The sequence below is a fragment of the Marmoricola sp. URHB0036 genome (assembly GCF_000426045.1).
Taxonomy (GTDB): domain Bacteria; phylum Actinomycetota; class Actinomycetes; order Propionibacteriales; family Nocardioidaceae; genus Marmoricola.
Window position 1 is genome coordinate 63,812 of the sequence record NZ_AUEP01000016.1, and the last position, 24,160, is coordinate 87,971.

Genomic DNA, 24,160 nt, shown 5'->3' on the forward strand with positions numbered 1-24,160 from the left:
TACGACATTTGTTGGTAAATGTCGCTATTACCGATTGTGGGAGAATCAGCGCCCGCGCAGATTACCGCGCATTCCCTTCATCGACGTCGGCACGGGTCCCTTCGGCATCGGGATGGCGGATCTGTTGGCGTCCAGCGCCTTGATCCGCTGCAGCACGTCGGTCATCTGGGCCGGCTTGATCTCGCGGCCGAGCTTGGTGACGTGCTTGGTCAGCTTGCGCAGCGGGACCTGACCGGGGTCGTTGCCGACCAGCACCTCGTGGATCGGTGTCTCGCTGGCGACCCGCTCGTGCTTGCGGCGTTCGGAGGTGAGCAGCGGACGCAGCCGGTTGGGGTTGCCCTCGCCGATCAGCACGATGCCGGGCGGACCCACGACCCGCGTGACGACGTCCTGCTGCTTGGTGACGGCGATGGCCGGCTCGGTCTTCCACCCACGCTTGAGCATGCCGAGGGCGGCAGCGGCAGCGCCGGGCTTGCCCTCGATCTGGCGCAGGGCCGAGCTCTGGGCTCGACGGCCGAAGATGATCAGCACCGCCAGCGTGCCGGTCAGCACGCCGAACACGATCGGGAAGACGAGGCTGCCGCCGCGGAAGACCAGCAGCATCAGCGCGAAGCCGGCCAGGGCCGCGAGCACGAAGGTGCCCAGCAGGATCAGCCCGATCTTCGGATCGGACTGCTTGGTCATGGTGTAGCTCTGGCGGATCTGCTTGATCCGACCCACCTTGTTGGGGTCCTTCGGAGCCTTGGGCTTTCTCGCCATGGATGTGGTGCCTTCGTGGTTCGAGGGGTGAGGCTGCGTTCTTCAGGTGGTCGAGCAGCGAGCGCAGCGAGCGATCAGTCGAGACCCAGTCTAGGCGGGTGTCTCAGGAGGCCTGGGACGCGTCGGCGCTCTCGCGGGCCTCGATCGCCTGCTTGTACAGCCGCCCCGCGCGGTACGACGAACGCACGAGCGGCCCGCTGAGCACACCGGCGAACCCGACCTCCTCGGCCTCGGCCGCCAGCTCGACGAACTCCTCGGGCTTGACCCAGCGCTCGACGGGGTGGTGCCGTACCGACGGGCGGAGGTACTGGGTGATCGTGATCAGCTCGGTGCCGGCCGCGTGCAGGTCGACCAGGGCCTGGTGGACCTCCTCGCGGGTCTCACCCATGCCGAGGATCAGGTTGGACTTGGTGACCAGCCCGAAGTCACGGGCCTGGGTGATCACGTCGAGCGAGCGGTCGTAGCGGAAGGCCGGCCGGATCCGCTTGAAGATCCGCGGCACCGTCTCGACGTTGTGGGCCAGCACCTCCGGACGGCTCTCGAAGACCTCGCGCAGCAGGTCGGGGTCGCCGTTGAAGTCGGGGATGAGGTTCTCCACGCCGGTGCCCGGGTTCAGCTGGTGGATCGCGCGCACCGTCTCGGCGTACAGCCAGGCGCCACCGTCGGGCAGGTCGTCACGGGCGACGCCGGTGATGGTCGCGTAGCGCAGCTCCATCTTCTGCACCGACTCCGCCACGCGCCGCGGCTCGTCGCGGTCCAGCGGCTGCGGCTTGCCGGTGTCGATCTGGCAGAAGTCGCAGCGTCGGGTGCACTGGTCGCCGCCGATGAGGAAGGTCGCCTCGCGGTCCTCCCAGCACTCGAAGATGTTCGGGCAGCCGGCCTCCTGGCACACGGTGTGCAGGCCCTCGGACTTCACCAGGCTCTGCAGGTGCTGGTACTCCGGGCCCATCCGGGCGCGCGTCTTGATCCATTCGGGCTTGCGCTCGATCGGGGTCTCGGCGTTGCGGGCCTCGAGGCGCAGCAGCTTGCGTCCCTCGGGTGCTGCCGAGTGTGCTGCTGGCCCCGCGGTGGAGGGTGCGGCGGCTTGTTCAGGCGCTTGAGTCACGCGTGCCACTGTACGTCGCAGCACCATCCGATCCCGAACCGGCAGCCTCGCCCGCGATTGCCAACTGGTAACCGACTGGTTACCATTTTCGGGTGGACGTCTTCGCCGCCCTGGCCGACCCGGTGCGCCGCTCCCTGCTCAGGTCGATGGCCGCCGGTCCGGCCCGGGTGGTCGACCTGGCTGCGATGCTGCCCATCTCGCGGCCGGCGGTGAGCAAGCACCTGCGACTGCTGGCCGAGGCCGGGCTCGTGACCGCTGCCGATCACGGCCGCGAACGGCACTACCGTCTCGCCCCCCGGGCCCTCGCACCCGTGACCCGCCTGGTCGCGGAGCTGACGCCCCCGGCCGAGGGCCCGCGACTCTCCACCCCCACGCTGGACGCCCTCGACACCGAGGTCCGTCGTACGACGCGCGAGCGGCGTCGCGCCGTCCGCAGCCCCGCAGTCCCGGACGAGCACGAGGAGACCGCATGAGCACCGAGCCCACGGGCCGGATCAGCACGGACGGCGACGGCAGCATCCTGACCATCACTCGGGAGTTCCGGGCACCGATCGAGGACGTCTGGGCGTCGGTGACCGAGTCCGAGCGTCTCGCGCGCTGGATCGGCACCTTCACGGGCGACCCGGCGTCCGGTCGGGTTGCCTTCCTGATGACCGCCGAGGGTGCGACCGAGCCGGGGGAGATGGAGATCCGCGAGTGCGATCCGCCCCGCGTGCTGCGGGTGACCTCGCACGTCGGGGAGGAGCGGTGGCTCCTCGACCTCGTGCTCGAGGAGCACGACGGAGTCACGACCCTGACCTTCAGCCAGCCGGGCATCGACCCGTCGGCGGCGGAGAGCATCGGGCCGGGGTGGGAGTACTACCTCGACCGGCTGGCCGCGGCCGAGTCAGGCCGTGATGTCGCAGAGATCGACTGGGACCGCGACTACTACCCGGCGATGGTCGAGCACTACCGCAACCAGGCCCGCTGAGGCTCACACGTCGCGACGGTTGAACCAGAGCAGCGAGACGGCGACCGCGATCACCAGCAGGATGCCCAGGAAGGTGCCTGACTCGAGGTGGGTCATCATCTGGGTCGAGCTGCAGCGCTCGCCCGGCGTGCACTGGATGCTGGCGTCGAAGTAGTGGTAGCGCGGGGCCAGCCAGCCGAGCGCGTTGTTGCCGACCGACCAGCGACCGGCTCCGTCGAACGGCAACAGGTTGACGATGATCTCGCCGCCGATGCTGTAGACGAACAACAGCGCCAGCGTGGCGACGGTGTGCCGGAAGATCATGGTCAGCGCGAAGCCCCCGAGGGCTGCACCCATCGCCAGCACGGTGGCGCGCAGCACGTGCCACACCACGTGGGTCACGTCGCTGGACGGGACCGAGATGCCGCGCGCCTGGGCGACCAGCCCCAGGATCAGCCAGAAGGCCGAGATCGTCACCAGTGCCACCACTCCGGCGCTCAACGTCACGGCCCCGGCCTTGGCCAGCCAGACGCGCGCGCGACGCGGCACGAACAGCAGCTGGTTGGTCAGCGAGCCGGACGTCCAGTCGGCACCGACGAAGGTGCAGCCCGCGATCAGCATCAGGCTGATCACGACAACGGCCAGTGACAGGCCGAGCCCGGAGGTGGACAGTGCCTGCCGCAAGCTGAGCGCGTCACGCGGGTAGTACGCCTCGGGACCGGGCACGAGCGCGTCCTGGCACTGGTCGGCCGTGGCGGTCGGTCCGAGGAAGTCCCGCGGAGCTGCCTTGCAGGCGAGCACCTCCTGCAGGAGCTCCGGCTTCTCTCCCTCGAGCGCGGCCTGGGCCTGGGCGTCGGTGCGGTCCTCCTGGCTGAGCGGGCGGGTGTTCCAGGCGGTCACTCCCGCGAGGACCACGGCCAGCAGGGCCGCGGCGAGCACGAGCAGCGCGATCGCCCGTCGTGAGCGGAACCGGTTGAGCTCGACGGCGAGCAGGCGCATCAGGACGCCTCCTCGTCGGCCGGGTCGCTCGGGGGCGTCGGTTCGGGACGCGCGCGACCGGTGAGCTTGAGGAAGAACGTCTCCAGCGTGGGCCGGATGGCCGAGAGCTCAGAGACGTAGACGCCCTTGCCGGCCAGCAGCTTGGTGATCTCCGCGGGGTTCTCGTGTCCCTCGACGACGAGCACGTCACCCTCCCGCGAGACGGTGTAGCCGGCCGCTTCCAGGAAGTGGCGCGCGCCCTGCGGGTCCGTCACGCCGACGCGGGTGCGCGAGACGCTCTCGCCGAGGAGGTCCTCGACCCGTCCGCTCGCCAGCAGCCGTCCCTCGCCCACGATGGAGACCGAGTGGCACACCTGCTGGACCTCCGCGAGGATGTGCGAGCTGAGCAGCACCGTGACTCCGGACTCGCCGAGGTCACGGATGAGGTCGCGGATCCCACGGATGCCGGCCGGGTCGAGGCCGTTGGTCGGCTCGTCGAGGATCAGCAGGTCGGGGTTCTTGAGCAGGGCGGCGGCGATGGCGAGCCGCTGCTTCATGCCGAGCGAGTAGGCGCCGTACCTCTCCTTGGCGCGGTCGGCCAGTCCGGCCTGCTGGAGCACCTCGTCGACCGTGCTGCGGGGTACGCCGATGGAGCGCGCGAGCAGGCTGAGGTTCTTGCGGCCCGAGAACGTGGGAGTGAACCGCGGCTCCTCGACGATGGCGCCGACGCGGTCGATGACCTGGGGGAGCTGGGCCGGGACCTGCAGTCCGAAGAGCCGCATCTCGCCGCGGCTGGGCCGGGTCAGCCCGAGCAGCATCTTGATGGTGGTCGTCTTCCCGGAGCCGTTGGGACCGAGGAAGCCGTGCACCCCGCCGGCGGGGACGCTGAGGTCGAGACCGTCGACCGCCACCGTGCGTCGGCCGCCCGATCGGTAGACCTTGCGGAGACCCTTCGTCTCGATCACGAGGTCGTTCATGGCTTGGTCGACACACCCTTCCGGCTGACCGGTCTCGGCCGGTCTCCAGCATGGCGCAAGCGGGGGTCAGGCCCGCGGATTGAGCACGGGGACACGCAGGTCCCCAGCAGCCCCGGCGGCGCGACGTCCAGGTTCTGGACGCGGCTCGTAGTCAGGGGTCGGTTCGTACGGCGCCCACGCCAGCAGGTCGGCCAGGTGCTGCTCGACCAGGGGGAGCACCTCGGCCACCGTCACGTCGCGACCGAGCTCCTCGGAGAGGGTGGTCACACCGGCATCGGCGATCCCGCAGGGCACGAAGCGCTCGTACCAGGAGAGGTCGACGTCGCAGTTCAGCGCGAAGCCGTGCATGGTCACCCCACGGCTCACCCGGATGCCGATCGCCGCGATCTTGCGCTCGGGTCGCCCGGTGACCGGGTCGGCCTGCAGCCAGACCCCGCTGCGACCCGGGACGCGCGCGGTGCTGACGCCGAGGTCGCGGCACACGGCGATCAACGCCTCCTCGAGACGGCGTACGTAGTCGACCACGAGCACGTGGTCGGGCAGCCGCACGATCGGGTAGCCGACCAGCTGGCCGGGCCCGTGGAAGGTGATCTTGCCGCCGCGGTCGACCTCGATCACCGGGGTGCCGTCGCTCGGACGCTCGTGCGGCTCGGTGCGCTTGCCGGCGGTGTAGACGGGAGAGTGCTCGAGCAGCAGGACCCGGCCCGGCCCGCCGTCGACGACCCCGGCGTGGACCGCACGTTGGCGCTCCCAGGCCGCGAGATAGTCGGTGGGGCCGTCGGAGAGCACCTCGAAGACCAGTCCGTTCACGTCTCGAGGCTAACCCGTCACAGGTTGCCTGTGGACAACGACGTGACCCGGCCCGATCGACGGCAGGGTGGGGGGATGCGCCTGTTCGCCGTGCTGGTGGCCGTGAGCCTCGTGGTGCTGCCTGTCTCGGCAGCAGTGGCCGACCCGTCGCGTGAGCACGGTGGCCAGGTGCGGCACGCCCTCGCCGTGCTGCACGCGTGGGACGAGCGCCGGTCGCGGGCCTGGGCCGGCTCCGACGAACGCGCACTCGCAGCGCTCTACGTCCGGCAGTCGAGTGCCGCGCGGACCGACGTGCGGCTGCTCCGCTCCTACACGGCGCGCGGGTTCGTCGTACGACGCATCGTGACGCAGGTGTTCGGCCTGCGGGTGCTGCGGGCCACGCCCGACCGGCTGGTCGTCCGCATCCTCGACCGGGTCGCGGGAGGCGAGGTGGTGACCCCGGACAGCACGGTGCCGCTGCCCACCACCCGTCCCGTCGTACGCCGCATCGTGCTCGCCCGGGTCGCGGGAGAGTGGCGGGTCGTCGGCGTCAGCGGCTCGGGCTGAGCCCCTCGCGCAGCACGGCTGACACGTCGGGGTCGCTGAACGTGAACCCGCTGTCGAGCAGGACCTGCGGCACCACCCTGACCGACCCCAGTGCCTCCGGGGCCATCGGCCCGGCGGCGACTCGGATCGCCGGCGCCGGAACGTGCAGGAACGCCGGCCGGTGCACCTGACGGGCGAGCTCGGAGGTGAGCTGGGCGTTGGTCGGCACCCGCTCACAGGAGAGGTTGACAGGGCCCGACACCGAGTCGGTCTCGGCGACGTGGATCACGGCGTCGACCCAGTCGCGGGTCGACATCATCGGGACGTACTGCCGACCGTTGCCGAGGCGGCCACCGAGCCCGGCCGTGAACTGGAGCCGGAGCGCGCCGAGCGGTTGTCCGCGGCGGTCGTAGACCGGCGAGGTGCGCAGGATGCACACCCGGCCACCGGCGTGGCGGGCCGGCTGGGTGGCGGCCTGCCAGGCCCGGGTGACCCCGGCCAGCAGCGTGTCGGAGCGGGGATGGGTGGCCTCGGTGATCGGCTCGTCCCCGTGGTCGCCGTAGATCGCCACCGCATTACCGGCCAGGAACACCGGCTTGCTGCTGCTCTGGGCGATGGCCTCCGCCAGCACCCGGGTCGTGGTCACCCGGCTGTCCTTGAGGGTCTTGGCCCACTTCTTCGAGTGCGGGTTGCCCAGGGTCGGGCTGCCGGCCAGGTTGACCACGACGTCGTGGTCCTCGACGACTTCGTGGCCCAGGGGAGCGGTGTACGGGTCCCACCTCACCTCGCCCGATCCCGGTGGTCGGCGTACCAGCCGGGTGACGTCGTGGCCGAGGACGGTGAGCCGCTCGGTCAGCCGGGTCCCGAGGAAGCCGGTCGACCCGGCGATGAGGTAGCGCATGCCCCCACCGTCGCACGCGTCCGGGAACGGCCGCACCCGTTGCCCCGGGGCTGGTGCCGAGGAATAGGCTCGTTCCCGTGAGTGATTTCGATGTCGTCGTCCTCGGTGCGGGCCCCGGTGGGTACGTCGCCGCCATCCGCGCCTCGCAGCTCGGCCTCAAGGTGGGCGTGATCGAGAAGCAGTACTGGGGTGGGGTCTGCCTCAACGTGGGCTGCATCCCGTCCAAGGCACTGCTGCGCAACGCCGAGCTCGCGCACATCCTCGAGCACGAGAAGGACAAGTTCGGGATCACCGGCGACGCCACCATGGACTTCAAGCCGACCCACGCCCGCAGCCGCGAGGTGTCGGACTCCATCGTCAAGGGCGTCCACTTCCTGATGAAGAAGAACAAGATCGAGGAGATCGACGGCTGGGGCACCTTCACCGATGCCAAGACCATCGAGGTGAAGCTCAACGACGGCAAGACCCGCACCGTCACCGGCGACCACATCATCATCAGCACCGGTGCAACGACCCGACTGGTGCCCGGCACCGAGCTGTCCGACAACGTGGTGACCTACGAGGAGCAGATCCTCAGCGACCAGCTGCCCGGCTCGATCGTGATCGCCGGCTCGGGCGCGATCGGGGTCGAGTTCGCCTACGTGATGGCCAACTTCGGCGTCGACGTGACCATCGTGGAGTTCCTCGACCGGATGGTGCCGACCGAGGACGCCGAGGTCTCCAAGGAGCTGGCCAAGCACTACAAGAACCTCGGCGTGAAGGTGCTGCTCAAGACCAAGGTCGAGAAGATCGAGGACACGGGCGACAAGGTCAAGGTGACCGTCAGCAAGGACGGCAAGGAAGAGGTCATCGAGACCGACAAGGTGCTCCAGGCGATCGGGTTCGCGCCGCGCCTCGAGGGCTACGGGCTCGACAAGACCGGCGTGAAGACCACCGACCGCGGCGCCATCGCGGTCGACGAGCGCGGCCGTACCAACGTCGACGGCGTCTGGGCGATCGGCGACGTCACCGGCAAGCTGATGCTGGCCCACACGGCCGAGGCGATGGGCATCGTTTGCGCCGAGACGATTGCCGACCACGACACCATCGAGATCGACTTCGACATGATCCCGCGGGCGACGTACTGCCAGCCCCAGATCGCCTCCTTCGGCTACTCCGAGGCCCAGGCCAAGGAAAAGGGCTACGACGTCAAGGTGGCCAAGTTCCCGTTCTCGGCCAACGGCAAGGCCAAGGGACTCGGCGAGACGGCCGGCTTCGTGAAGATCGTGGCCGACGCGAAGTACAACGAGATCATCGGCGCCCACCTCATCGGCCCCGACGTGACCGAGCTGCTGCCGGCCCTGACGCTGGCGCAGAAGTGGGACCTCACTGCCGACGAGGTCGCACGCAACGTCTTCGCGCACCCGACGCTCTCCGAGGCCGTCAAGGAAGCCATCGAGGGCATCGCCGGTCACATGATCCACATGTGACACCCCTGGCGAGCTGCGCAGAGGCTGCTTGCGTCATACGAATGGTGGTCTCGAGCGCACGGTTCGTATGACTCGTCTGCGGCTCGCGCACTGACGCTAGGTCCGGGGAGGCGGTGCCCAATAGGGGTCGCGGCCCAGGAACGCGACCAGTCGCGACTCGGCGTCGGCGTCCTCCGGTACCTCGACGCGAGGTCCGTACTGCCCGCTGTCCCGCAGCAGCTGATCGATGGGCTCCATCCCGGCGAGCATCGACTCGCATCGCTGTGGGTCGAGTGCCGGCACTTGTCCGGTGGCCGTGGCCAGGTCCCAGGTGTGGTGGAACACGTCGGCGGTGAAGAACCGAGAAACCGCCTGGTCGAGCGGGATTCCACCGAAGTTCGGGTTGGTGGGCACGAGCGCAGCGGCGGTGGGGTCCTCGAGCAGCGAGATCACACCTTCGGCAAAGGTCCGCCAGGCCTCAGCCGGGTCCGTCTCGGTCGGAGGGCCGACCGTGAATGCCACATCCAGGTCGTGCGTCAGGGCGGGGAACCACGCGATCAGGTGGTCGACGACGTCGCGCGCCCTCCACTCAGGTACTGGCGTGGGGTCATCCCACTGGTCGGGTCGCACCGCGTCCACGACCTCGCCGAAACGGCCACCGATCTCACGGAACTCTTCAGCTGGCGTCATGCAAGGGAGACTGCCGTACGGCCGTCGACTGATCGGCCCCGGGTCGAGCAGGTCGCCAGGTGCGGGCCCGGCCGCTGTCAGGTGCAGCAAGGGGGTCGCCGCCGACCTAGCCCGTCAGGAACCGGTCCAGGTTGAGGACCCAGAAGACGGCGCACACCGCCAGCACGAACGGCAGGTACATCCAGCCGGCGCGAGGCGGCTTGGTCAGGATGGTGTGCCACATCCGGGCGAGCACGAGCAGCAGGCCGGCGGCGTACACCGCCCAGAGCAGGGGTCCGAAGGTGTGCCAGACCTCCGACCAGCCGGTGTAGGGGCGACCGAGATCGTCGTACTGCTGCCGGGTGACCGCACCCGGGCCTGCGAAGACCTCGGCGTACGCCGTGAGGGAGGCGAACAGGATGGTGAACAGTCCCCACAGGGAGACGAGCGAGCCGAGAACCACCTGGGGAATCGACGCGTTCGGTCGGCGCACGTAGCGTGCCGATTGCATCAGCGACATGGTGCGCATTCTGCCCCGACAGACCGCCCGAAATTGGGCCTTTGCGGACAGAGAGTCGCGCGGGACCAGACCAGGGGCAGGCGGGCGACGACGTCAGTCACCGGCGCGGTTATGCAGCTCCAGCATCGCCTGGAACCCTCCGGCGAGGTCCGTCGCGTCGGGGTGGCCCAGCTGCTGCAGGGTGGCCGCGGCCAGGCTGGAGGCGTAGCCCTCGTCGCAGACCACGACCACGCGCCGTCCGGACGTCGCTTCCGGCAGCCGGTGCGGCGAGGTCGGGTCCAGCCGCCACTCGAGCACGTTGCGGGGTACGACGAGCGCACCCGCCAGCTCGCCGTCGCGGCTGCGCTGCTCGACCGGCCTGATGTCGACGACCAGCGCCCCCGCCGCCTGCTCGCGCTCGAGGTCCTCGGCGGCCACCCGCTCGAGGCATGCACGCGCCTCGGCGAGCAGCCGATCGATGGCAGGGGCTGGGTCGGCGTCGGACATCACACGTCGAAGTTGCCGGCCTCCAACCGAGCCTTCACGTCGGAGAGGAACCGGCCGGCGTCGGCGCCGTCCACCAGCTGGTGGTCGTAGGTCAGTGCGAGGTAGACCATGTGGCGTACGGCGATGGTCTCGCCGAGGTTGGCGTCGTCGATGACCACCGCGCGCTTCACCACCGTGCCCGGTCCCAGGATCGCGACCTGCGGCTTGTTGATGATCGGGGTGTCCCAGAGGGCGCCGACGCTGCCGAGGTTGGTGATCGTGAAGGTGCCGCCCGACAGGTCGTCCGGCCCGATCTTGTTGGTGCGGGTGCGCTCGGCGACGTCGGCGATCTTCTTGGCGAGCCCGGCGATCGAGAGGTCTCCGGCCTCCTTCACCACCGGGGTCAGCAGGCCCTTCTCGGTGTCGACGGCGAAGGCGATGTTCTCGCTGTCGTGGTAGGTGACCTCGCCCGCCTCGAGGTCGAGGGTCGCGTTCAGCGCCGGGTGGGTCTTCAGGGCGTCGATCGTGGCCTTCGCGAAGAACGGCAGGTAGGAGAGCTTGACGCCCTCCCGGGCCAGGAAGTCGGCCTTCACGCTGTCGCGCAGGCGAGCGATCTTCGTGACGTCGACCTCGACGACCTGGGTCAGCTGGGCCGAGGTCTGCAGCGACTCGACCATCCGCTTGGCGATCACCTTGCGCAACCGGCTCAACGGCTCGGTCTTGCCCCGCAACGGGCTCGCGGCGGCAGCCGGTGCCGACGGCTTCTCCGCGGCCGCAGGAGCGGCCGGCTCGCTGGCGGACTTGGCGGACTCAGCGGCCGCGAGGACGTCCTGCTTGCGAATCCGGCCACCGACACCGGTGCCCTCGATGCTGGACAGGTCGACGCCGTGCTCGGCCGCCATCTTGCGGACCAGGGGGGTGACGTAGCTGCCGCCCTCTCCGGACGACCCCGACGTGCTGGCGGACTCGGACGGGGTCGACTTCTCGGCCGGCTTCTCCTCGGCTGGCTTCTCCTCGGCCTTCTCGGGCTCCGGCTCCTCCTCGGCCTCCGGCTCGGGCTCCTCCTTGGCCTCGGGCTCCTCCTTGGCCTCGGGCTCGTCCTTCTCCTCCGGCTCGTCGTCCGAGGAGTCCGAGGAGTCCGAGGAGTCCGAGGAGTCCGAGGAGTCCGAGGAACCGGAGCCGTCGCCGATGATCGCGAGCTCGGCGCCGACCTCGACGGTCTCGTCCTCCTCGACCTTGATCTCCTGGAGGGTGCCGGCCACCGGCGAGGGGATCTCGGTGTCGACCTTGTCGGTGGAGACCTCGAGCAGGGGCTCGTCGACCTCGACGGTGTCACCGACCGACTTCAGCCAGCGGGTGATGGTGCCCTCGGTGACCGACTCGCCGAGCGCGGGCAGGGTGACGGGCGTACCGCCACCGCCTCCGCCGCTCTTCTTGGGCTCGGCCGGCTTCTGCTCCTCCTCCTCGTCCGCCATCGACTCGTCGCCCTCGTCGGAGGAGTCGGAGTCTTCGGAGTCGTCGGACTCATCCGAGTCATCGGAGTCGTCGGTCGCGTCCTCGGAGTCGTCCGACTCCTCGGCCTCGTCGGCTTCGTCGGTCGCTTCCTCGTCTGAGGGGTCGTCGGAGGAGTCGTCCTCGGCCGAGTCGGAGCCGGAGTCAGAACCGCCGCCCTCGCCCTCGTCGCCGATGATCGCGAGCTCGGCGCCGACCTCGACGGTCTCGTCCTCCTCGGCCTTGATCTCCAGCAGGGTGCCGGCGACCGGCGAGGGGATCTCGGTGTCGACCTTGTCGGTGGAGACCTCGAGCAGGGGTTCGTCGACCTCGACGGTGTCGCCCACGGACTTCAGCCAGCGGGTGATGGTGCCTTCGGTGACGGACTCGCCCAGTGCGGGGAGGTTCACGGGTGTCGACATCGGCTTCCTTCGCTCGTCGTTCTCGGTTCGATCTCGGATCAGTCCCTGGGGTCCGCTTCGAGGCTACCCAGAGTCCAGCAGGTCATGAGTGGGCGTGCAACGGCTTCCCGGCCAGTGCGAGGTGCGCCTCGCCGAGGGCTTCGTTCTGGGTGGGGTGCGCGTGCACCAGGGAGGCGACGTCCTCGGGGTAGGCGTCCCAGTTGCAGATCAGCTGGGCCTCGCCGATGAGCTCCCCGACGCGCGCGCCGACCATGTGTACGCCGACCACGGGACCGTCGGTGACGCGCACCAGCTTCACGAAGCCCGCAGTGGCCAGGATCTGGCTCTTGCCGTTGCCGGCGAGGTCGTAGGTGAGCGTCTCGACGGAGTCGCCATGGAGCTCCCGCGCCTGGGCCTCGGTGAGCCCGACGGAGGCGACCTCCGGGTCGCTGTAGGTCACGCGCGGGATGCCGGTCTCGTCGATGGGAGCGGGGGAGAGCCCGGCGATCTCCTCGGCCACGAAGACGCCCTGCTGGAACCCGCGGTGCGCGAGCTGGAGCCCCGGCACGATGTCGCCGACCGCGTAGACCCCCTCGACGCTGGTGCGGCAGCGTTCGTCCGCGGTGACGAAGCCCCGCTCCATGGCCACGCCCTGCTCCTCGTAGCCGAGCCCGTCGGTGGTCGGTCCCCGCCCGACGGCCACCAGGAGCAGGTCGGCCTCGAACGTCTTGCCGCCCTCGACGGTCACGGTGACCCCGTCGTCGGTGCTCTTGACCGCCTCGAAGCGGGTGCCGGTGGCGAAGGCGATCTTGCGCTTGCGGAAGGCACGCTCGAGCGTCTTGGAGGAGTGCTCGTCCTCGGCCGGGACCAGGTGGGGGAGAGCCTCGATGATGGTGACCTCGGCCCCGAACGAGCGCCACACACTCGCGAACTCGCAGCCGATGACACCGCCGCCGAGGACGATCACCGACCGTGGCACCGAGTCGAGGCGCAGCGCCTGCTCGGAGGTGAGCACCCGCGTGCCGTCGATCTCGAGTCCGGGGAGGGTGCGCGAGTAGGACCCCGACGCGAGCACGACCGCCTTGCCGACGTACGACGTGCCGTCGACCTCGACCGTGCGAGGTCCGGTGAGCTTGCCACTGCCCTCGACCACGGTGATCCCGCGTCCTTTGACGAGCCCGGTGAGCCCCTTGTAGAGGCGGCTCACCACGCCGTCCTTGTAGGAGTTCACGCCCGCCATGTCGATGCCGTCGAGGGTCGCCTGCACCCCGAACTTCTCGGACTCACGGGCAGCGTCGGCGACCTCGGCGGCGTGCAGCAGCGCCTTGGTCGGGATGCAGCCGACGTGCAGGCAGGTGCCGCCGACCTTGTCCTTCTCGACCAGCGCAACGCTGAGCCCCAGCTGGGCCGCACGCAGCGCACAGGCATAGCCCCCGGACCCTGCTCCCAGGATCACGACGTCGAACTGGTTGTCTCCGCCTGAGCCCTCCGGCACGTCTGCCTCCACTCCCTCGAACTGACGACCTTCATCCAATCACCCCGCCCGACGCGGCCCGACAAGACGTCGCGTTCGCATGAGACTCGACCCCCGATGCAGCACACTGGTGGCCATGGGATTGCTGGACCGGTTCCGCCGACGTGGCCACGGCACGGGGTCCACGGGCGCGATCGTGCGTGGTTCGGACAACGCCGACCAGCAGCACCTGCTCGAGTTCATCCGCTCCCGCCGCGGGGTCGAGGGATTCGTCGAGCCGCGAACGACGATCACCGATGTCACCTTGCTGCTCGTCGCCCACGACGGTGAGTGGACCCGGCGTCGGGTGCCCTCGGAGAAGTGGGCCCACGACTTCGCCAACCGCAACGGCGTGCCGTCGTACGACGCAGGGCTGGTCGGCATCCCCGACCGGATGCGCGCCTGGAACCGCGCGCAGAAGGAACGGCTCAAGCAGCAGCTCGACCGCGACCTCGACGGCGGCTCGGGCTCCTAGCTCTCGACGTCCTCAGCAGGCTCGTCGTCGCCGGCTGCGAGCGCGGCGACGTACTCCACCAGCGTGGAGATGCTGTAGCCGGTCGCCCCGGACGGCACGTGTCCCCACGGTCCACCGGTGTTCCACGCCGGGCCGGCGATGTCGAGGTGCGCCCAGGGCCGACCCCCGATGAACTCCTCGAGGAAGGCGGCAGCGAAGAGCGCGGAGCCCCAGCGCACCCAGTTGTGCTGGAGCACGTCGGCGACCTTGCTCTCGGTGCGTACGGCCTCCCGGGTCTCGTCGGGGATCGGCAGCCGCCACAGCATCTCGCCGCTGGTCTCGGCGGCCGCGGCGACGGCGGCCGTGGTCTCGTCGTCCCCGAAGATCCCCGCGACCTTCTCGCCCAGGGCGACGATGCAGGGGCCGGTCAGGGTCGCCACGTCGATGATCGCGTCGGGGGAGTCCTCGGCCGCCATCGCGATCGCGTCGGCCAGGATCAGCCGGCCCTCGGCGTCGGTGTTGGTGACCTCGACCGTCTTGCCGTTGAACATGGTGAGCACGTCGCCCGGTCGCATCGCGGAGCCCGAGACCATGTTCTCGGCCATCGGCGCGTAGGTCGTGACCGAGACCGGGAGCTCCAAGGCGGCGATCGCGAAGGTCGCGGCGATCACGGCGGCGGCACCGCCCATGTCGTACTTCATCGTCGCCATGGAGCTGCCGGGCTTGATGGTGAGCCCGCCGGAGTCGTAGGTGATGCCCTTGCCGACGAAGGCCACCTTGGCGCGCGCGTCCTCCGGGGCCCAGGTCAGCTTCACCAGGCGTGGCGGGTTGGCCGAGCCGAGGCCGACGCCCAGGATGCCGCCGCAGCCGAGCTCGGCCAGCTCGTCGGGGCCGAGCACCTCGATCTCGACCTTGGGCTTCGAGCGCCCCGCACGCTTCTTGGCGAAGGCCAGCACGCCGTCGGCGAACAGCTCGGGAGTCAGGTCGTTGGGCGGAGTGTTCACCCAGTCGCGAGCCTGACGGACGACGTCGGCGACCGCCTGCGCCGCGTCCAGGGCCGCGATGGCGTCCTGCCGACGGGCGGCGTCGCTGAGGATCGAGACATCGGCGACAGCGGTCTCGTCCGAGCGCGACTTGTAGCGCTTGAAGGAGTAGCTGCCGAGCAGGAACCCGTCGGCGACCGCACGCACGTGCTCGGCGTCCTGGGCGGGGAGGGCGAGCGCCACCGAGGCGGCGTTGCCGACGTTGCGCGCGGCCACACCAGCGGCGCGGCGTACCCGCTCGACGGTGAGGGATTCGCGTTGGCCGAGGCCGACGACGAGCAGCTGTCCGGCCTTGATCGCACCGCCGGTCGGCACCCGCAGCACCTCACCGGTGTCGCCCTTGAAGCCCATCGAGCTGAGCATCGGCTTGAACTTGCGGCCGTACTCCGAGGCGACGTCCTCGGCTCCCGGGCAGGCGACCAGATCTCCCTTGGAGGTCTTGGCGACACCGATCACGACGAGGTCGGTGCGGGTCTTCGCGGGGCTGCCCTTGCGGAGGGTGTACGTCGTCACGGTGGGCCATGCTAGATCGTTGAACCCCAGCCGAACGGGCGGTGTCGCTGCGGTAACTTGCGGTGCATGTCCCCGAAGCAGTCGCCCCTCCACGACCGGCACGCTGCCCTGGGGGCGAAGTTCGCCGAGTTCGGCGGCTGGGAGATGCCGCTGGAGTACCCCACCGGCGTACTCAAGGAGCACGCGGCCGTCCGCAATGCCGTCGGCATCTTCGACGTCAGCCACCTCGGCAAGCTCGACGTGCGCGGACCCGGTGCCGCGGCGTACCTGAACGGGTGCCTGAGCAACGACCTCGGGCGCATCGGCCCCGGTCGGGCGCAATACACGCTGGCCTGCGACGCCACCACCGGTGGTGTGGTCGACGACCTGATCGCCTACCTGCACGACGACGACCACGTCCTGCTCGTGCCCAACGCCGCCAACACCGCCGAGGTCCGTCGACGCCTCGAGGCGGGGGCGCCCGAGGGCGTCACGATCACCGACCAGCACGAGTCCCACGCCGTCCTCGCCGTGCAGGGGCCCAGGTCCGACGAGGTGCTCGCGGCGCTCGACCTCCCGACCGGCCACGGCTACATGTCCTTCGAGGTGACGCCCTTCGACGGGGAGGACGTCGTGGTGTGCCGTACCGGCTACACCGGCGAGCGCGGCTACGAGCTGGTCGCCGCCAACACGGTGGCGCCGCAGCTGTGGGACGCGCTGCTCGCGGCTGGGGAGCAGCACGACATGCTCCCGTGCGGGCTCGGGGCCCGGGACACCCTGCGCACCGAGATGGGGTACCCGCTGCACGGCCAGGACATCAGCCTCGACGTCACGCCCAACCAGGCCCGGCTCGGCTGGGCCGTCGGCTGGTCGAAGCCCGACTTCTGGGGCAAGGAGGCGCTGGTCGCCGAGAAGGAGGCCGGGGTCCGCGTGACGTTGCGTGGCCTGGTGGCCCAGGGCCGCGGGATCGCCCGTCCCCAGATGACGGTCAAGCTCGCCGACGATCTCCCCGTCGGTCACGTCACCTCGGGTACGTTCTCGCCAACCCTGCGCAAGGGTGTCGCCCTGGCCCTGGTCAACTCCCAGATCCAGGTGGGCGCGGAGGTGCTGGTCGACGTCCGGGGGCGGCCCGAGGTCTTCGTCGTCACCCCGCCACCGTTCGTCGACACCGACGTGCGCGAGTCCTGACCCGATCTTCGACGAGAGGCAGCACGATGACCAACACTCCCGAGCCGGCCTTCGGCGCCTCCCCCCGCAGGCCGGACCAGGTCCCGTGGTGGTGGCAGCTGCTCGACGCCGACGGCCGGGTGGTCACCGGGGAGCGCACCGAGTTCCCGACGCGCAGCGACGCCGAGTCCTGGCTGGGGGAGGCCTACCCGGACCTCGCCGACGGCGGCGTCTCGGCGGTCACCCTGTTCGAGGGCGACCGCGAGGTCTACGGCCCGATGTCGCTCGAGGCCGGCTGAGCGACGCGCCAGCTCAGCGCGGTGCGCCGCCGATCTTCACCTGGGGCTTCGGCATCCGCATGAACCGCAGCTGCAGGACTCGCATCACCGTGTAGAAGTTGACGCCCTTGAGCGACTCGTCGGGGAACTTGGCCCGGAGCGCGCGCTTCATGCGGAAGAGCAGCCAGACCGTGTCGACCGCGACCACCAGGATCGTCGTGGTCATCACCGCGCTCCCGAGCTGGATCAGCTTGGCGTTCCCGGAGTACTGCATGGCCATGATCACGACCAGCAGGGGGAGCAGGAACTCCGCGATCGACAGGCGGGCGTCGACGAAGTTGCGGATGAACCGCTTCACCGGACCCTTGTCGCGGGCGGGCAGGTAGCGCTCGTCACCGGTCTTCATGCCCTCGCGCACCTTGGCGTTGGTCTCGGTGCGGCGCTCGCGGAGCACCTTCTGCGCCGTCTTCTTGTCCATCCCCGCCTTGGCCCGCTGGCGGGCTGCGGCCTCCGCCTCCTTGCGGGTCGGCGTCGGCCGGCCCTTGGCGCCGGGCCCCTTCTCGGAGGTGTCGGGCGATGGGCTCTCGGTCTTGGTACGGCGGAACACGGGTCCTTCTGGGGGGCGAGGCGGATGTGTCGGGGATGGTCACCCTACCTGTGGGAGATGACCTCCCCGAGCCCGTTCGCCTCTCGTTCGACTGGGCCTCGTTGGGTAGGTTGTGGGCCATGAGCATGATGAAGCGGATCAGCCTGATCTTCCGGGCGAAGGCCAACAAGGCTCTCGACAAGGCCGAGGACCCGCGCGAGACCCTCGACTACAGCTACCAGCGTCAGATGGAGATGCTGACGAAGGTCCGTCGAGGGGTCGCCGACGTGGCCACCAGCCGCAAGCGCGTCGAGCTCCAGGTCAACCAGCTCAAGACCCAGTCCCAGAAGCTCACCGACCAGGCCCAGAAGGCGATCTCGATGGGCCGCGAGGACCTCGCTCGCGAGGCGCTGACCCGCAAGTCGGGGGTCACCAGCCAGATCAGCGACCTCGAGGCCCAGCACGCCCAGCTGCAGGGCGAGGAGGAGAAGCTCACCCTCGCCTCCCAACGGCTCCAGGCCAAGGTCGACGCGTTCCGGACGCGCAAGGAGACCATCAAGGCGACCTACACCGCCGCCGAGGCGCAGACCCGCATCAACGAGGCCTTCTCCGGGATCTCCGAGGAGATGGGCGACGTCGGCATGGCGGTGCAGCGTGCCGAGGACAAGACCGCGCAGATGCAGGCCCGGGCCGGTGCCATCGACGAGCTGATCGCCTCCGGCGCTCTCGACGACGCCAGCTCGATCAACCAGGGCGACGACATCACCCGCGAGCTGGAGTCGATGAGCTCCCAGGCCGATGTCGAGGCCGAGCTCGCCGCCCTCAAGGGCAGCGCACCCGCAGCCATCGACTCGGCCGAGGAAGGCGCCGCCGCCCCGGCCGCGCCCACGGAGCTCGAGTCCAAGCGGGAGCAGCAGTCGTGATCGTCCGCATCCTCGGCGAGGGTCAGCTGGAGCTGGCCGACGACCAGCTCGACGCCCTCAACGCGCTCGACGCCAAGGTCGAGGACGCTGTCGCGGCCGGCGACGAGGAGGCATTCGGCACTGCGCTGGCAGCACTTCTCGACGGCGTACGCCGCAGCGGCCAGCCGCTCGCCGCGGACTCCCTCGAGGACTCCGACCTGATCCTGCCGCCGGCCGACGCCACCATCGCCGAGGTGCGCGACCTCCTCAGTGACGACGGCCTCATCCCCGGCTGAAACTCCCGGACGCCCCCGAGCGTTCTCCAGTCATGGCACGTACTCGCTTCCTCCCCGACACGGGACTCACCGTCCGGATGACCACGGTGATGTTCCTCCTCGGCGCTGCCTTTGTGGCAGTCGTCGTCGGCCTGATGTACGTCGCGCCCCCCGGTTGGGCGGTCATCATCGGTCTGGCCGGCATCGGCATCGCGTTCTACCAGTGGTGGAACTCCGATCGCGCCGCGCTGCGCGCCATGAACGCCCGCGAGGTCACCCCCGAGCAGGCCCCGGAGCTGCACGGCATGATCGACCGGCTCTGCGCGATGGCCGACATGCCCAAGCCGCGGGTCGCCATCGCCGACACGCCACTGCCCAACGCCTTCGCCACCGGCCGGTCGCCGAGCCACTCCGCGGTCTGCGTGACCACCGGCATCCTGCAGACCCTCACCGCAGAGGAGCTCGAGGGCGTGCTGGCCCACGAGCTCTCCCACGTCGCCCATCGCGACGTGCTCGTGATGACCGTCGCCGCCTCAGCCGGCATCGTCGCGGGGATGGTCACGCGGGGTGCCCAGTTCGGGATGCTCGGCATGGGGCGCTCGCGCAACAACGACAACAACGGCGGCGGCGCGATCGGCGTCGTGGCCGTGCTCGTGATCAGCCTGGTCGTCTACGCCATCAGCTTCCTGCTGCTGCGCCTGCTGTCCCGCTACCGCGAGCTCGCCGCCGACCGCGCGGGCGCCTACCTCACCCAGAAGCCCAACGCGCTGGCGAACGCCCTGACCAAGGTGAGCGGCCAGATGAACGCCGTGCCCGAGCGCGACCTGCGCGCCGCCCAGCCGATGAACGCCCTGTTCATCGCGCCCGCCATCCGCGGCCTGACGCTCGGCACCCTCAGCGCCACCCACCCCCCGCTCGAGCAGCGCCTCGACCAGCTGGCCAAGATCGCCGCCAACCTCGGCCAGACGCGCTGATCGTGGGTCTCTGGGACGTGCTCCGGGGCCATTCGGCGCCTCGCCCGGCCAAGCTCGACGCCCTCTTCGCCGTCCCGTCCGCGGCACTGACCCTCGAGGCCTCCCTCGGGCTGCACCCCGTCGGGAGCGGCGCCGTGTGCTTCCGGGCCGCGGAAGGTCGTGCCGCCACCCTCACCCAGCAGGAGGCCTCCGACCTCGTGTCGGTCGACGGCGGCCCGCACACCGAGAGCCGGGTCGACGAGTACGGCTACACCTGGCTCACCATCCGCACCGACCCGCCCGACGTCGGTGCCCTGGTCACCGACCTGCACGCCGTGAACTCCTCGCTCGAGGTGCAGGGCTTCGGCTCGGGACTGCTCTGCTCGACGGTCGGCTTCCGCGCCGACGCCGGCCCCCCGGTGTTCGTGGTCTACCTCTACAAGCAGGGCACCTTCTACCCGTTCTGCCCGACCGGCCCGACCAGCCGGGACACGCTGATGGAGCGTCAGGTCCGCGACTCGCTCGGTGGTGACCTGCCGATCGAGGAGGACACCTCGCGCTGGATGCCGATCTGGGGCATCCAGGACAGCTGAGCGCTCAGTCGCGGTGTGAGCGCCCCGGCAGGTCGAGCATCCGTTGGAGCGCGACCTTGGCCCAGTGCTCGGTGTCCTCGTCGACCTCGATCACGTTCACGACCTGCCCGTCGGCGAGCGACTCGAGCGCCCACACCAGGTGGGGGAGGTCGATCCGGTTCATCGTCGAGCAGTAGCAGACGGTCCGGTCGAGGAACACGATCTCCTGCTCGGGGTGGGCGTCAGCCAGGCGCTTGACGAGGTTGAGCTCGGTACCGATGGCCCACTTCGAGCCCGCAGGTGCCGCCTCGACGGTCTTCATGATGAACTCCGTCGATCCCACCAGGTCGGCCTTGGTGACCACCTCGTGACGGCACTCCGGGTGCACCAGGATCTGTACGCCGGGGATGGTGGCCCGCAGCTCGTCGACCACCGTCTCGGAGAACCGTCCGTGCACCGAGCAGTGTCCCTTCCACAGGATCATCCGGGCCTCCCCGAGGCGCTCGGGCGCGAGCCCACCGCCCCTGAGCAGCGGGTTCCAGACCACGCAGTCGTCCAGCCCGAGGCCGAGGTCGAGGACTGCGGTGTTGCGACCGAGGTGCTGGTCGGGCAGGAAGAGCACCTTGGTGCCCGGGCCCTTCTGCTCGAAGGCCCACTCGAGGGCCGCCTGGGCGTTGGAGGACGTGCACACCGCGCCGCCGTGCTTGCCGCAGAACGCCTTGATGTCGGCCGAGGAGTTCATGTAGGTGATCGGCACGACGTCGTCGGCCACACCCGCGTCGACGAGTGCGTCCCAGGCGTCCTCGACCTGGGCGAGCCGGGCCATGTCGGCCATCGAGCAACCCGCTGCGAGGTCGGGGAGCACCACCTTCTGCTGGGGTGAGGTGAGGATGTCAGCCGACTCGGCCATGAAGTGCACGCCGCAGAAGACGATGTACTCCGCGTCGGGGCGGGCGGCCGCGTCGCGCGCGAGCTTGAAGGAGTCACCGGTGACGTCGGCGAAGGCGATCACCTCGTCGCGCTGGTAGTGGTGACCGAGCACGAAGACCCGCTCTCCGAGTCTGGCCTTGGCGACTCGCGCCCGCTCGACCAGGTCGGGGTCGGAGGCGGCCGGCAGGTCTCCCGGGCACTCCACGCCGCGCTCGGAGGATCGGTCGGTGCCGAGTCCCAACGGCAGAAGGGGAAGGTCGACTGTCGTCATGCTCGAAAGTCTTTCACGCGTGCGGAGGAGCGCTCACAGGAGCGAGCTGTGGGGGAGGTACGGCGTCGGTGGCTGCATACCGCGCAGCGCCAGGTAGCCGCGGGTCGACACTGACAGACGCGCCTCGAGCCCGATGTCGACGGCCCACTCGTTGGCCGGCGTGACGTGGGCGATCTCGAGCGGTTCACCGGCCGGGGCCGAGGCGATCGCCTCCCAGAGCAGTCGGGCCGCCGTACGCCGGTTGGACGCCGCTAGCAGCTGCGGTGCCCCGGACTCGTGCAGGTAGACGTAGCCCGACCCGGTGGGACGGTCGATGACCAGCAACCGGTGGAGCGAGGCCAGTAGGGGATGGTCGGGTCCGTGGGCGGCGTCGCGCCGTTGCCGGTCGAGTGAGTCCATCAGGTCGAAGTCGGCGGGTGTTCCCTCGCGGACGTGCTCGACCACGGGGATGACGCTGCGGTCGGGCACGCCGGCCAGGTGCAGCTCGGGGTGCAGGCTGAAGCCGGCCCGGCGGTAGACGCGGTAGGCCTTCGGATCCGAGCTCGACGCGAACATGCCGCGCAGGCAGCCCCTCGAGTAGGACAGTGCCGCCTCGAGCAGCGGTCGCCCGATGCCCTGTCCCTGCAGCCCGGATCGGACGGCGTACGACGCGAGCACCCACAGCAGGTCGCGCCGGAACGAGACCGCGAAACCGACGACCTGCCCGTCGACCTCGGCGACCCAGCAGCCGCCGGGGTCGGTGTCGAGCAAGTGGTTGGTGCGCGTGATCCATCTGCTGGCACGGGTCGGGCTGTGGCGGGGTGAGGCGGGAACCAGGCTCGGCGGCTCGAACCTCTCGGCGTCGGTGTAGGCCGCGAGCGAGAGCTCCTCCGCGACGGGCACGTCCTCTGGTCGCATCGGCCGGATCACGACGTCGGTCACGGTCCCCGACCCTAGCGAGGTATCCCGACACGGCAGGATGGCCCGCATGCGCGTCGTCTTCGCTCCTGACAAGTTCGCCGGCACCCTCACCGCTGTCGAGGCCGCGGCCGCGATGGCTCGAGGGTGGGCCCGACGCTCGCCCGATGACGAGCTCGTGCAGGTGCCGATGTCGGACGGTGGTCCGGGGTTCGTGGACGTGCTGCACACTGCGCTGGGCGGTGACCTGCTCGCCGCGACGGTCTCCGGGCCGTACGGCGAGCCCACACCTGCGGCCGTGCTGGTCGTCGACCGGACGGCGTACGTCGAGAGCGCGCAGGCCGTCGGCCTGCACCTCACCCCGGAGGACGACCGCGCTCCCGAGCGGGCGACGACGCGGGGGCTAGGGGAGCTGCTCCGCAAGGCGCTGGACACCGATGTCGACCGGATCGTCGTCGGTCTCGGTGGCTCGGCGACCAACGACGGCGGTGCCGGCCTGCTGGCAGCCCTCGGCGCGACCGCCCGGGGCGGTGACCTCGACGCGGGTCCGGCCGCCCTGGCCGACCTCACCTCGGTCGATCTCGACCGCGTGGGTGAGCAGTTCGTCGGGGTCGACCTGGTGATGGGTACCGACGTCGACAACCCCCTGCTCGGCATCAACGGCGCCACCAAGGTCTACGGACCCCAGAAGGGACTCCCGGACGAGCGCCTCGTGGTCGTCGACGGCTGGTTGCAGCACTTCGCCGAGCTGACCGACCGCAAGCTGGCCGCGCAGAAGGGTGCTGGTGCTGCCGGCGGGCTCGGGTTCGCACTGATGCTCCTCGGCGGACGTCGTACGCCGGGCGTGGGACTCGTCTCCGACGCGGTCGGGCTGGCGGACCACCTCGCGAAGGCGGACCTCGTGGTGACCGGCGAGGGTGCCTTCGACTTCTCCTCCCGCTCGGGGAAGGTGCCCTACGGGGTGGCCGAGGTGGCCGGTCAGTCGCTGGTGCCGTGCATCGCCCTGGCCGGGCAGGTGCTGATCGGGTCGCGGGAGATGCGAGCCCTCGGCGTGGAGTCGGCGTACTCGATGGTCGACCTGGTGGGGGAGGAGCGCGCCCTCGGCGCACCCGCGGACGCCCTGGCCGACCTCGCGGAGCGCACCGCCCGCACCTGGTCCCGCTGACCCCCGCACCCGCACCGGAACCGGGAAAGGCGAGTGTGATGGTTCGCCTCCGTGGGTGCGTCATACGAACCGCGCGCTCAAGACCACCATTCGTATGACGCAACGCACGTTCGTTCACTCACCAGCCCGGCGGCTGGGCGACTACCTGTGCATCGGTGGGGGCAGTGGTTCTCGCGTCCGGCGCACGCCGGAATGACGGGGAATAACCGCCGGTGTGCGACCATTGGACCTGTTGTCACGCGTACCCGATCAGCACTGGAGAGCCACATGACCGAGCAGGTCGACACCGCTCAGGAGATCCGCACCGACGGCATCAACCTCAGCGCCACCGCGGCGTCGAAGGTGAAGAGCCTGTTGGAGCAGGAAGGTCGCGACGACCTCCAGCTGCGCATCGCTGTGCAGCCCGGCGGCTGCTCGGGACTCCGCTACCAGCTCTTCTTCGACGAGCGGAACCTCGACGGTGACGTGGTCACCGACTTCGACGGCGTGGCCGTGGTCGTCGACCGGATGAGCGTTCCCTACCTCAACGGCGCGAGCATCGACTTCGTGGACTCGATCGAGAAGCAGGGCTTCACGATCGACAACCCCAACGCGACCGGCTCGTGCGCCTGCGGAGACTCCTTCCACTGAGCGAGGACGCGTCAGCGGACTCGCTGACGGTGGT

The 24,160-nt window shown here is 70.0% G+C and carries 28 protein-coding genes; 13 read left to right on the top strand and 15 right to left on the bottom strand.

What is annotated here, in order from left to right; translation table 11 throughout:
* Positions 1 to 45: 45 nt before the first annotated feature.
* Entirely contained in the window at positions 46 to 759 is a 714-nt protein-coding gene (locus H976_RS0117895; protein WP_027862652.1) for a DUF4191 domain-containing protein, read from the bottom strand.
* 103 nt (positions 760 to 862) lie between these two features.
* Entirely contained in the window at positions 863 to 1,783 is a 921-nt protein-coding gene (gene lipA, locus H976_RS0117900; protein WP_027862653.1) for a lipoyl synthase, read from the bottom strand.
* A gap of 173 nt (positions 1,784 to 1,956) precedes the next feature.
* On the opposite strand from lipA, the gene H976_RS0117905 reads away from it, so the two are divergent.
* Both H976_RS0117905 and H976_RS0117910 read left to right on the top strand, forming a co-directional pair.
* A complete protein-coding gene (locus H976_RS0117905) occupies positions 1,957 to 2,337 on the top strand; it encodes a helix-turn-helix transcriptional regulator (protein WP_027862654.1) in 381 nt (126 codons plus the stop codon).
* Complete coding sequence (locus tag H976_RS0117910; RefSeq protein ID WP_027862655.1) at positions 2,334 to 2,834, top strand: SRPBCC family protein; 501 nt, start codon at positions 2,334 to 2,336, stop codon at positions 2,832 to 2,834. Before H976_RS0117905 ends, H976_RS0117910 begins: the two co-directional genes overlap by 4 nt.
* A 3-nt stretch (positions 2,835 to 2,837) precedes the next feature.
* Here the strand turns inward: H976_RS0117910 and H976_RS0117915 are convergent, their stop codons facing one another.
* The 3 genes from H976_RS0117915 to lipB form a co-directional block, all read right to left on the bottom strand.
* Complete coding sequence (locus H976_RS0117915) at positions 2,838 to 3,812, bottom strand: ABC transporter permease subunit (RefSeq protein ID WP_027862656.1); 975 nt, start codon at positions 3,810 to 3,812, stop codon at positions 2,838 to 2,840.
* The gene (locus H976_RS27135) at positions 3,812 to 4,768 is read right to left on the bottom strand and encodes an ABC transporter ATP-binding protein (protein WP_051276994.1); all 957 of its coding nucleotides are present in this window, start codon (positions 4,766 to 4,768) and stop codon (positions 3,812 to 3,814) included. Before H976_RS27135 ends, H976_RS0117915 begins: the two co-directional genes overlap by 1 nt.
* Before the next feature lie 66 nt (positions 4,769 to 4,834).
* Positions 4,835 to 5,578 (bottom strand): lipoyl(octanoyl) transferase LipB, encoded by a 744-nt coding sequence (gene lipB / locus H976_RS0117925; protein ID WP_051276995.1) that lies wholly within the window; start codon positions 5,576 to 5,578, stop codon positions 4,835 to 4,837.
* Between the two features lie 75 nt (positions 5,579 to 5,653).
* On the opposite strand from lipB, the gene H976_RS0117930 reads away from it, so the two are divergent.
* Positions 5,654 to 6,124 (top strand): hypothetical protein, encoded by a 471-nt coding sequence (locus tag H976_RS0117930; protein ID WP_155918483.1) that lies wholly within the window; start codon positions 5,654 to 5,656, stop codon positions 6,122 to 6,124.
* Here the strand turns inward: H976_RS0117930 and H976_RS0117935 are convergent.
* Complete coding sequence (locus tag H976_RS0117935; protein WP_027862659.1) at positions 6,108 to 7,004, bottom strand: TIGR01777 family oxidoreductase; 897 nt, start codon at positions 7,002 to 7,004, stop codon at positions 6,108 to 6,110. The genes H976_RS0117930 and H976_RS0117935 overlap by 17 nt on opposite strands.
* 77 nt (positions 7,005 to 7,081) lie before the next feature.
* Here H976_RS0117935 and lpdA (H976_RS0117940) point away from each other — a divergent pair, with 77 nt between their 5' ends.
* Positions 7,082 to 8,473, top strand: coding sequence for a dihydrolipoyl dehydrogenase (gene lpdA / locus H976_RS0117940; RefSeq protein WP_027862660.1), 1,392 nt, complete (start codon positions 7,082 to 7,084; stop codon positions 8,471 to 8,473).
* A 96-nt stretch (positions 8,474 to 8,569) separates the two neighbouring features.
* Here the strand turns inward: lpdA (H976_RS0117940) and H976_RS0117945 are convergent, their stop codons facing one another.
* The 5 genes from H976_RS0117945 to lpdA (H976_RS0117965) form a co-directional block, all read right to left on the bottom strand.
* A complete protein-coding gene (locus H976_RS0117945; protein ID WP_027862661.1) occupies positions 8,570 to 9,142 on the bottom strand; it encodes a TIGR03086 family metal-binding protein in 573 nt (190 codons plus the stop codon).
* A gap of 106 nt (positions 9,143 to 9,248) precedes the next feature.
* Positions 9,249 to 9,641 (bottom strand): hypothetical protein, encoded by a 393-nt coding sequence (locus tag H976_RS0117950; RefSeq protein ID WP_155918485.1) that lies wholly within the window; start codon positions 9,639 to 9,641, stop codon positions 9,249 to 9,251.
* 93 nt (positions 9,642 to 9,734) lie between these two features.
* Positions 9,735 to 10,127: a rhodanese-like domain-containing protein gene (locus H976_RS27140; RefSeq protein WP_036227204.1), complete on the bottom strand. Its 393-nt coding sequence runs from the start codon at positions 10,125 to 10,127 to the stop codon at positions 9,735 to 9,737.
* Positions 10,127 to 12,019 (bottom strand): 2-oxoglutarate dehydrogenase, E2 component, dihydrolipoamide succinyltransferase, encoded by a 1,893-nt coding sequence (gene sucB, locus H976_RS0117960; RefSeq protein WP_027862663.1) that lies wholly within the window; start codon positions 12,017 to 12,019, stop codon positions 10,127 to 10,129. Before sucB ends, H976_RS27140 begins: the two co-directional genes overlap by 1 nt.
* A gap of 82 nt (positions 12,020 to 12,101) precedes the next feature.
* Positions 12,102 to 13,493: a dihydrolipoyl dehydrogenase gene (lpdA, locus tag H976_RS0117965; protein ID WP_027862664.1), complete on the bottom strand. Its 1,392-nt coding sequence runs from the start codon at positions 13,491 to 13,493 to the stop codon at positions 12,102 to 12,104.
* A 115-nt stretch (positions 13,494 to 13,608) separates the two neighbouring features.
* Here lpdA (H976_RS0117965) and H976_RS27145 point away from each other — a divergent pair, with 115 nt between their 5' ends.
* Positions 13,609 to 13,986: a hypothetical protein gene (locus H976_RS27145; RefSeq protein WP_051276998.1), complete on the top strand. Its 378-nt coding sequence runs from the start codon at positions 13,609 to 13,611 to the stop codon at positions 13,984 to 13,986.
* Here the strand turns inward: H976_RS27145 and H976_RS0117975 are convergent.
* A complete protein-coding gene (locus H976_RS0117975; RefSeq protein WP_027862665.1) occupies positions 13,983 to 15,521 on the bottom strand; it encodes a leucyl aminopeptidase in 1,539 nt (512 codons plus the stop codon). The two genes, H976_RS27145 and H976_RS0117975, sit on opposite strands and share 4 nt — an antisense overlap.
* A gap of 66 nt (positions 15,522 to 15,587) precedes the next feature.
* Here H976_RS0117975 and gcvT point away from each other — a divergent pair, with 66 nt between their 5' ends.
* Positions 15,588 to 16,688, top strand: a complete 1,101-nt coding sequence (gcvT, locus tag H976_RS0117980) for a glycine cleavage system aminomethyltransferase GcvT (RefSeq protein ID WP_027862666.1) — start codon at positions 15,588 to 15,590, stop codon at positions 16,686 to 16,688.
* Between the two features lie 26 nt (positions 16,689 to 16,714).
* Positions 16,715 to 16,966 carry a hypothetical protein gene (locus tag H976_RS0117985; protein ID WP_051276999.1) on the top strand — a complete coding sequence of 84 codons (252 nt, stop codon included), beginning with the start codon at positions 16,715 to 16,717 and terminating at the stop codon, positions 16,964 to 16,966.
* Between the two features lie 13 nt (positions 16,967 to 16,979).
* On the opposite strand, the gene H976_RS0117990 is transcribed toward H976_RS0117985, so the two are convergent.
* Entirely contained in the window at positions 16,980 to 17,552 is a 573-nt protein-coding gene (locus tag H976_RS0117990; protein WP_027862668.1) for a DUF3043 domain-containing protein, read from the bottom strand.
* A 119-nt stretch (positions 17,553 to 17,671) separates the two neighbouring features.
* Between H976_RS0117990 and H976_RS0117995 the strand changes: the two genes are divergently transcribed.
* From H976_RS0117995 to H976_RS0118010, 4 genes are read left to right on the top strand one after another with little or no spacing between them, the layout of a single operon-like run.
* Positions 17,672 to 18,454: a PspA/IM30 family protein gene (locus tag H976_RS0117995; protein ID WP_027862669.1), complete on the top strand. Its 783-nt coding sequence runs from the start codon at positions 17,672 to 17,674 to the stop codon at positions 18,452 to 18,454.
* The gene (locus H976_RS0118000) at positions 18,451 to 18,729 is read left to right on the top strand and encodes a hypothetical protein (protein ID WP_027862670.1); all 279 of its coding nucleotides are present in this window, start codon (positions 18,451 to 18,453) and stop codon (positions 18,727 to 18,729) included. Before H976_RS0117995 ends, H976_RS0118000 begins: the two co-directional genes overlap by 4 nt.
* A 32-nt stretch (positions 18,730 to 18,761) precedes the next feature.
* Positions 18,762 to 19,682, top strand: coding sequence for a zinc metalloprotease HtpX (htpX, locus tag H976_RS0118005; protein WP_027862671.1), 921 nt, complete (start codon positions 18,762 to 18,764; stop codon positions 19,680 to 19,682).
* A 2-nt stretch (positions 19,683 to 19,684) separates the two neighbouring features.
* Positions 19,685 to 20,254: a hypothetical protein gene (locus H976_RS0118010; RefSeq protein WP_027862672.1), complete on the top strand. Its 570-nt coding sequence runs from the start codon at positions 19,685 to 19,687 to the stop codon at positions 20,252 to 20,254.
* A 4-nt stretch (positions 20,255 to 20,258) separates the two neighbouring features.
* Here H976_RS0118010 and nadA read toward each other — a convergent pair whose 3' ends face one another.
* A complete protein-coding gene (gene nadA, locus H976_RS0118015; protein ID WP_027862673.1) occupies positions 20,259 to 21,434 on the bottom strand; it encodes a quinolinate synthase NadA in 1,176 nt (391 codons plus the stop codon).
* 33 nt (positions 21,435 to 21,467) lie between these two features.
* The gene (locus tag H976_RS0118020) at positions 21,468 to 22,355 is read right to left on the bottom strand and encodes a GNAT family N-acetyltransferase (RefSeq protein WP_027862674.1); all 888 of its coding nucleotides are present in this window, start codon (positions 22,353 to 22,355) and stop codon (positions 21,468 to 21,470) included.
* Positions 22,356 to 22,401: 46 nt separating this feature from the next.
* Here H976_RS0118020 and H976_RS0118025 point away from each other — a divergent pair, with 46 nt between their 5' ends.
* Positions 22,402 to 23,496: a glycerate kinase gene (locus H976_RS0118025; RefSeq protein WP_027862675.1), complete on the top strand. Its 1,095-nt coding sequence runs from the start codon at positions 22,402 to 22,404 to the stop codon at positions 23,494 to 23,496.
* 267 nt (positions 23,497 to 23,763) lie between these two features.
* A complete protein-coding gene (gene erpA / locus H976_RS0118030) occupies positions 23,764 to 24,126 on the top strand; it encodes an iron-sulfur cluster insertion protein ErpA (RefSeq protein ID WP_027862676.1) in 363 nt (120 codons plus the stop codon).
* The last annotated feature ends 34 nt before the right edge of the window (positions 24,127 to 24,160 follow it).

Coding starts and splice junctions, on each gene's coding strand:
- erpA (WP_027862676.1), top strand. CDS start 23,764: ATGACCGAGCAGGTCGACACCGCTCAGGAGATCCGCACCGACGGCATC.
- H976_RS0117995 (WP_027862669.1), top strand. CDS start 17,672: ATGAGCATGATGAAGCGGATCAGCCTGATCTTCCGGGCGAAGGCCAAC.
- H976_RS0117985 (WP_051276999.1), top strand. CDS start 16,715: ATGACCAACACTCCCGAGCCGGCCTTCGGCGCCTCCCCCCGCAGGCCG.
- gcvT (WP_027862666.1), top strand. CDS start 15,588: ATGTCCCCGAAGCAGTCGCCCCTCCACGACCGGCACGCTGCCCTGGGG.
- H976_RS0117950 (WP_155918485.1), bottom strand. CDS start 9,641: ATGTCGCTGATGCAATCGGCACGCTACGTGCGCCGACCGAACGCGTCG.
- htpX (WP_027862671.1), top strand. CDS start 18,762: ATGGCACGTACTCGCTTCCTCCCCGACACGGGACTCACCGTCCGGATG.
- H976_RS0117915 (WP_027862656.1), bottom strand. CDS start 3,812: ATGCGCCTGCTCGCCGTCGAGCTCAACCGGTTCCGCTCACGACGGGCG.
- H976_RS0118025 (WP_027862675.1), top strand. CDS start 22,402: ATGCGCGTCGTCTTCGCTCCTGACAAGTTCGCCGGCACCCTCACCGCT.
- H976_RS0117935 (WP_027862659.1), bottom strand. CDS start 7,004: ATGCGCTACCTCATCGCCGGGTCGACCGGCTTCCTCGGGACCCGGCTG.
- H976_RS0117895 (WP_027862652.1), bottom strand. CDS start 759: ATGGCGAGAAAGCCCAAGGCTCCGAAGGACCCCAACAAGGTGGGTCGG.
- H976_RS0117945 (WP_027862661.1), bottom strand. CDS start 9,142: ATGACGCCAGCTGAAGAGTTCCGTGAGATCGGTGGCCGTTTCGGCGAG.
- nadA (WP_027862673.1), bottom strand. CDS start 21,434: ATGACGACAGTCGACCTTCCCCTTCTGCCGTTGGGACTCGGCACCGAC.
- H976_RS27140 (WP_036227204.1), bottom strand. CDS start 10,127: ATGTCCGACGCCGACCCAGCCCCTGCCATCGATCGGCTGCTCGCCGAG.
- sucB (WP_027862663.1), bottom strand. CDS start 12,019: ATGTCGACACCCGTGAACCTCCCCGCACTGGGCGAGTCCGTCACCGAA.
- H976_RS0117930 (WP_155918483.1), top strand. CDS start 5,654: ATGCGCCTGTTCGCCGTGCTGGTGGCCGTGAGCCTCGTGGTGCTGCCT.
- H976_RS0117910 (WP_027862655.1), top strand. CDS start 2,334: ATGAGCACCGAGCCCACGGGCCGGATCAGCACGGACGGCGACGGCAGC.
- H976_RS27135 (WP_051276994.1), bottom strand. CDS start 4,768: ATGAACGACCTCGTGATCGAGACGAAGGGTCTCCGCAAGGTCTACCGA.
- H976_RS27145 (WP_051276998.1), top strand. CDS start 13,609: ATGGGATTGCTGGACCGGTTCCGCCGACGTGGCCACGGCACGGGGTCC.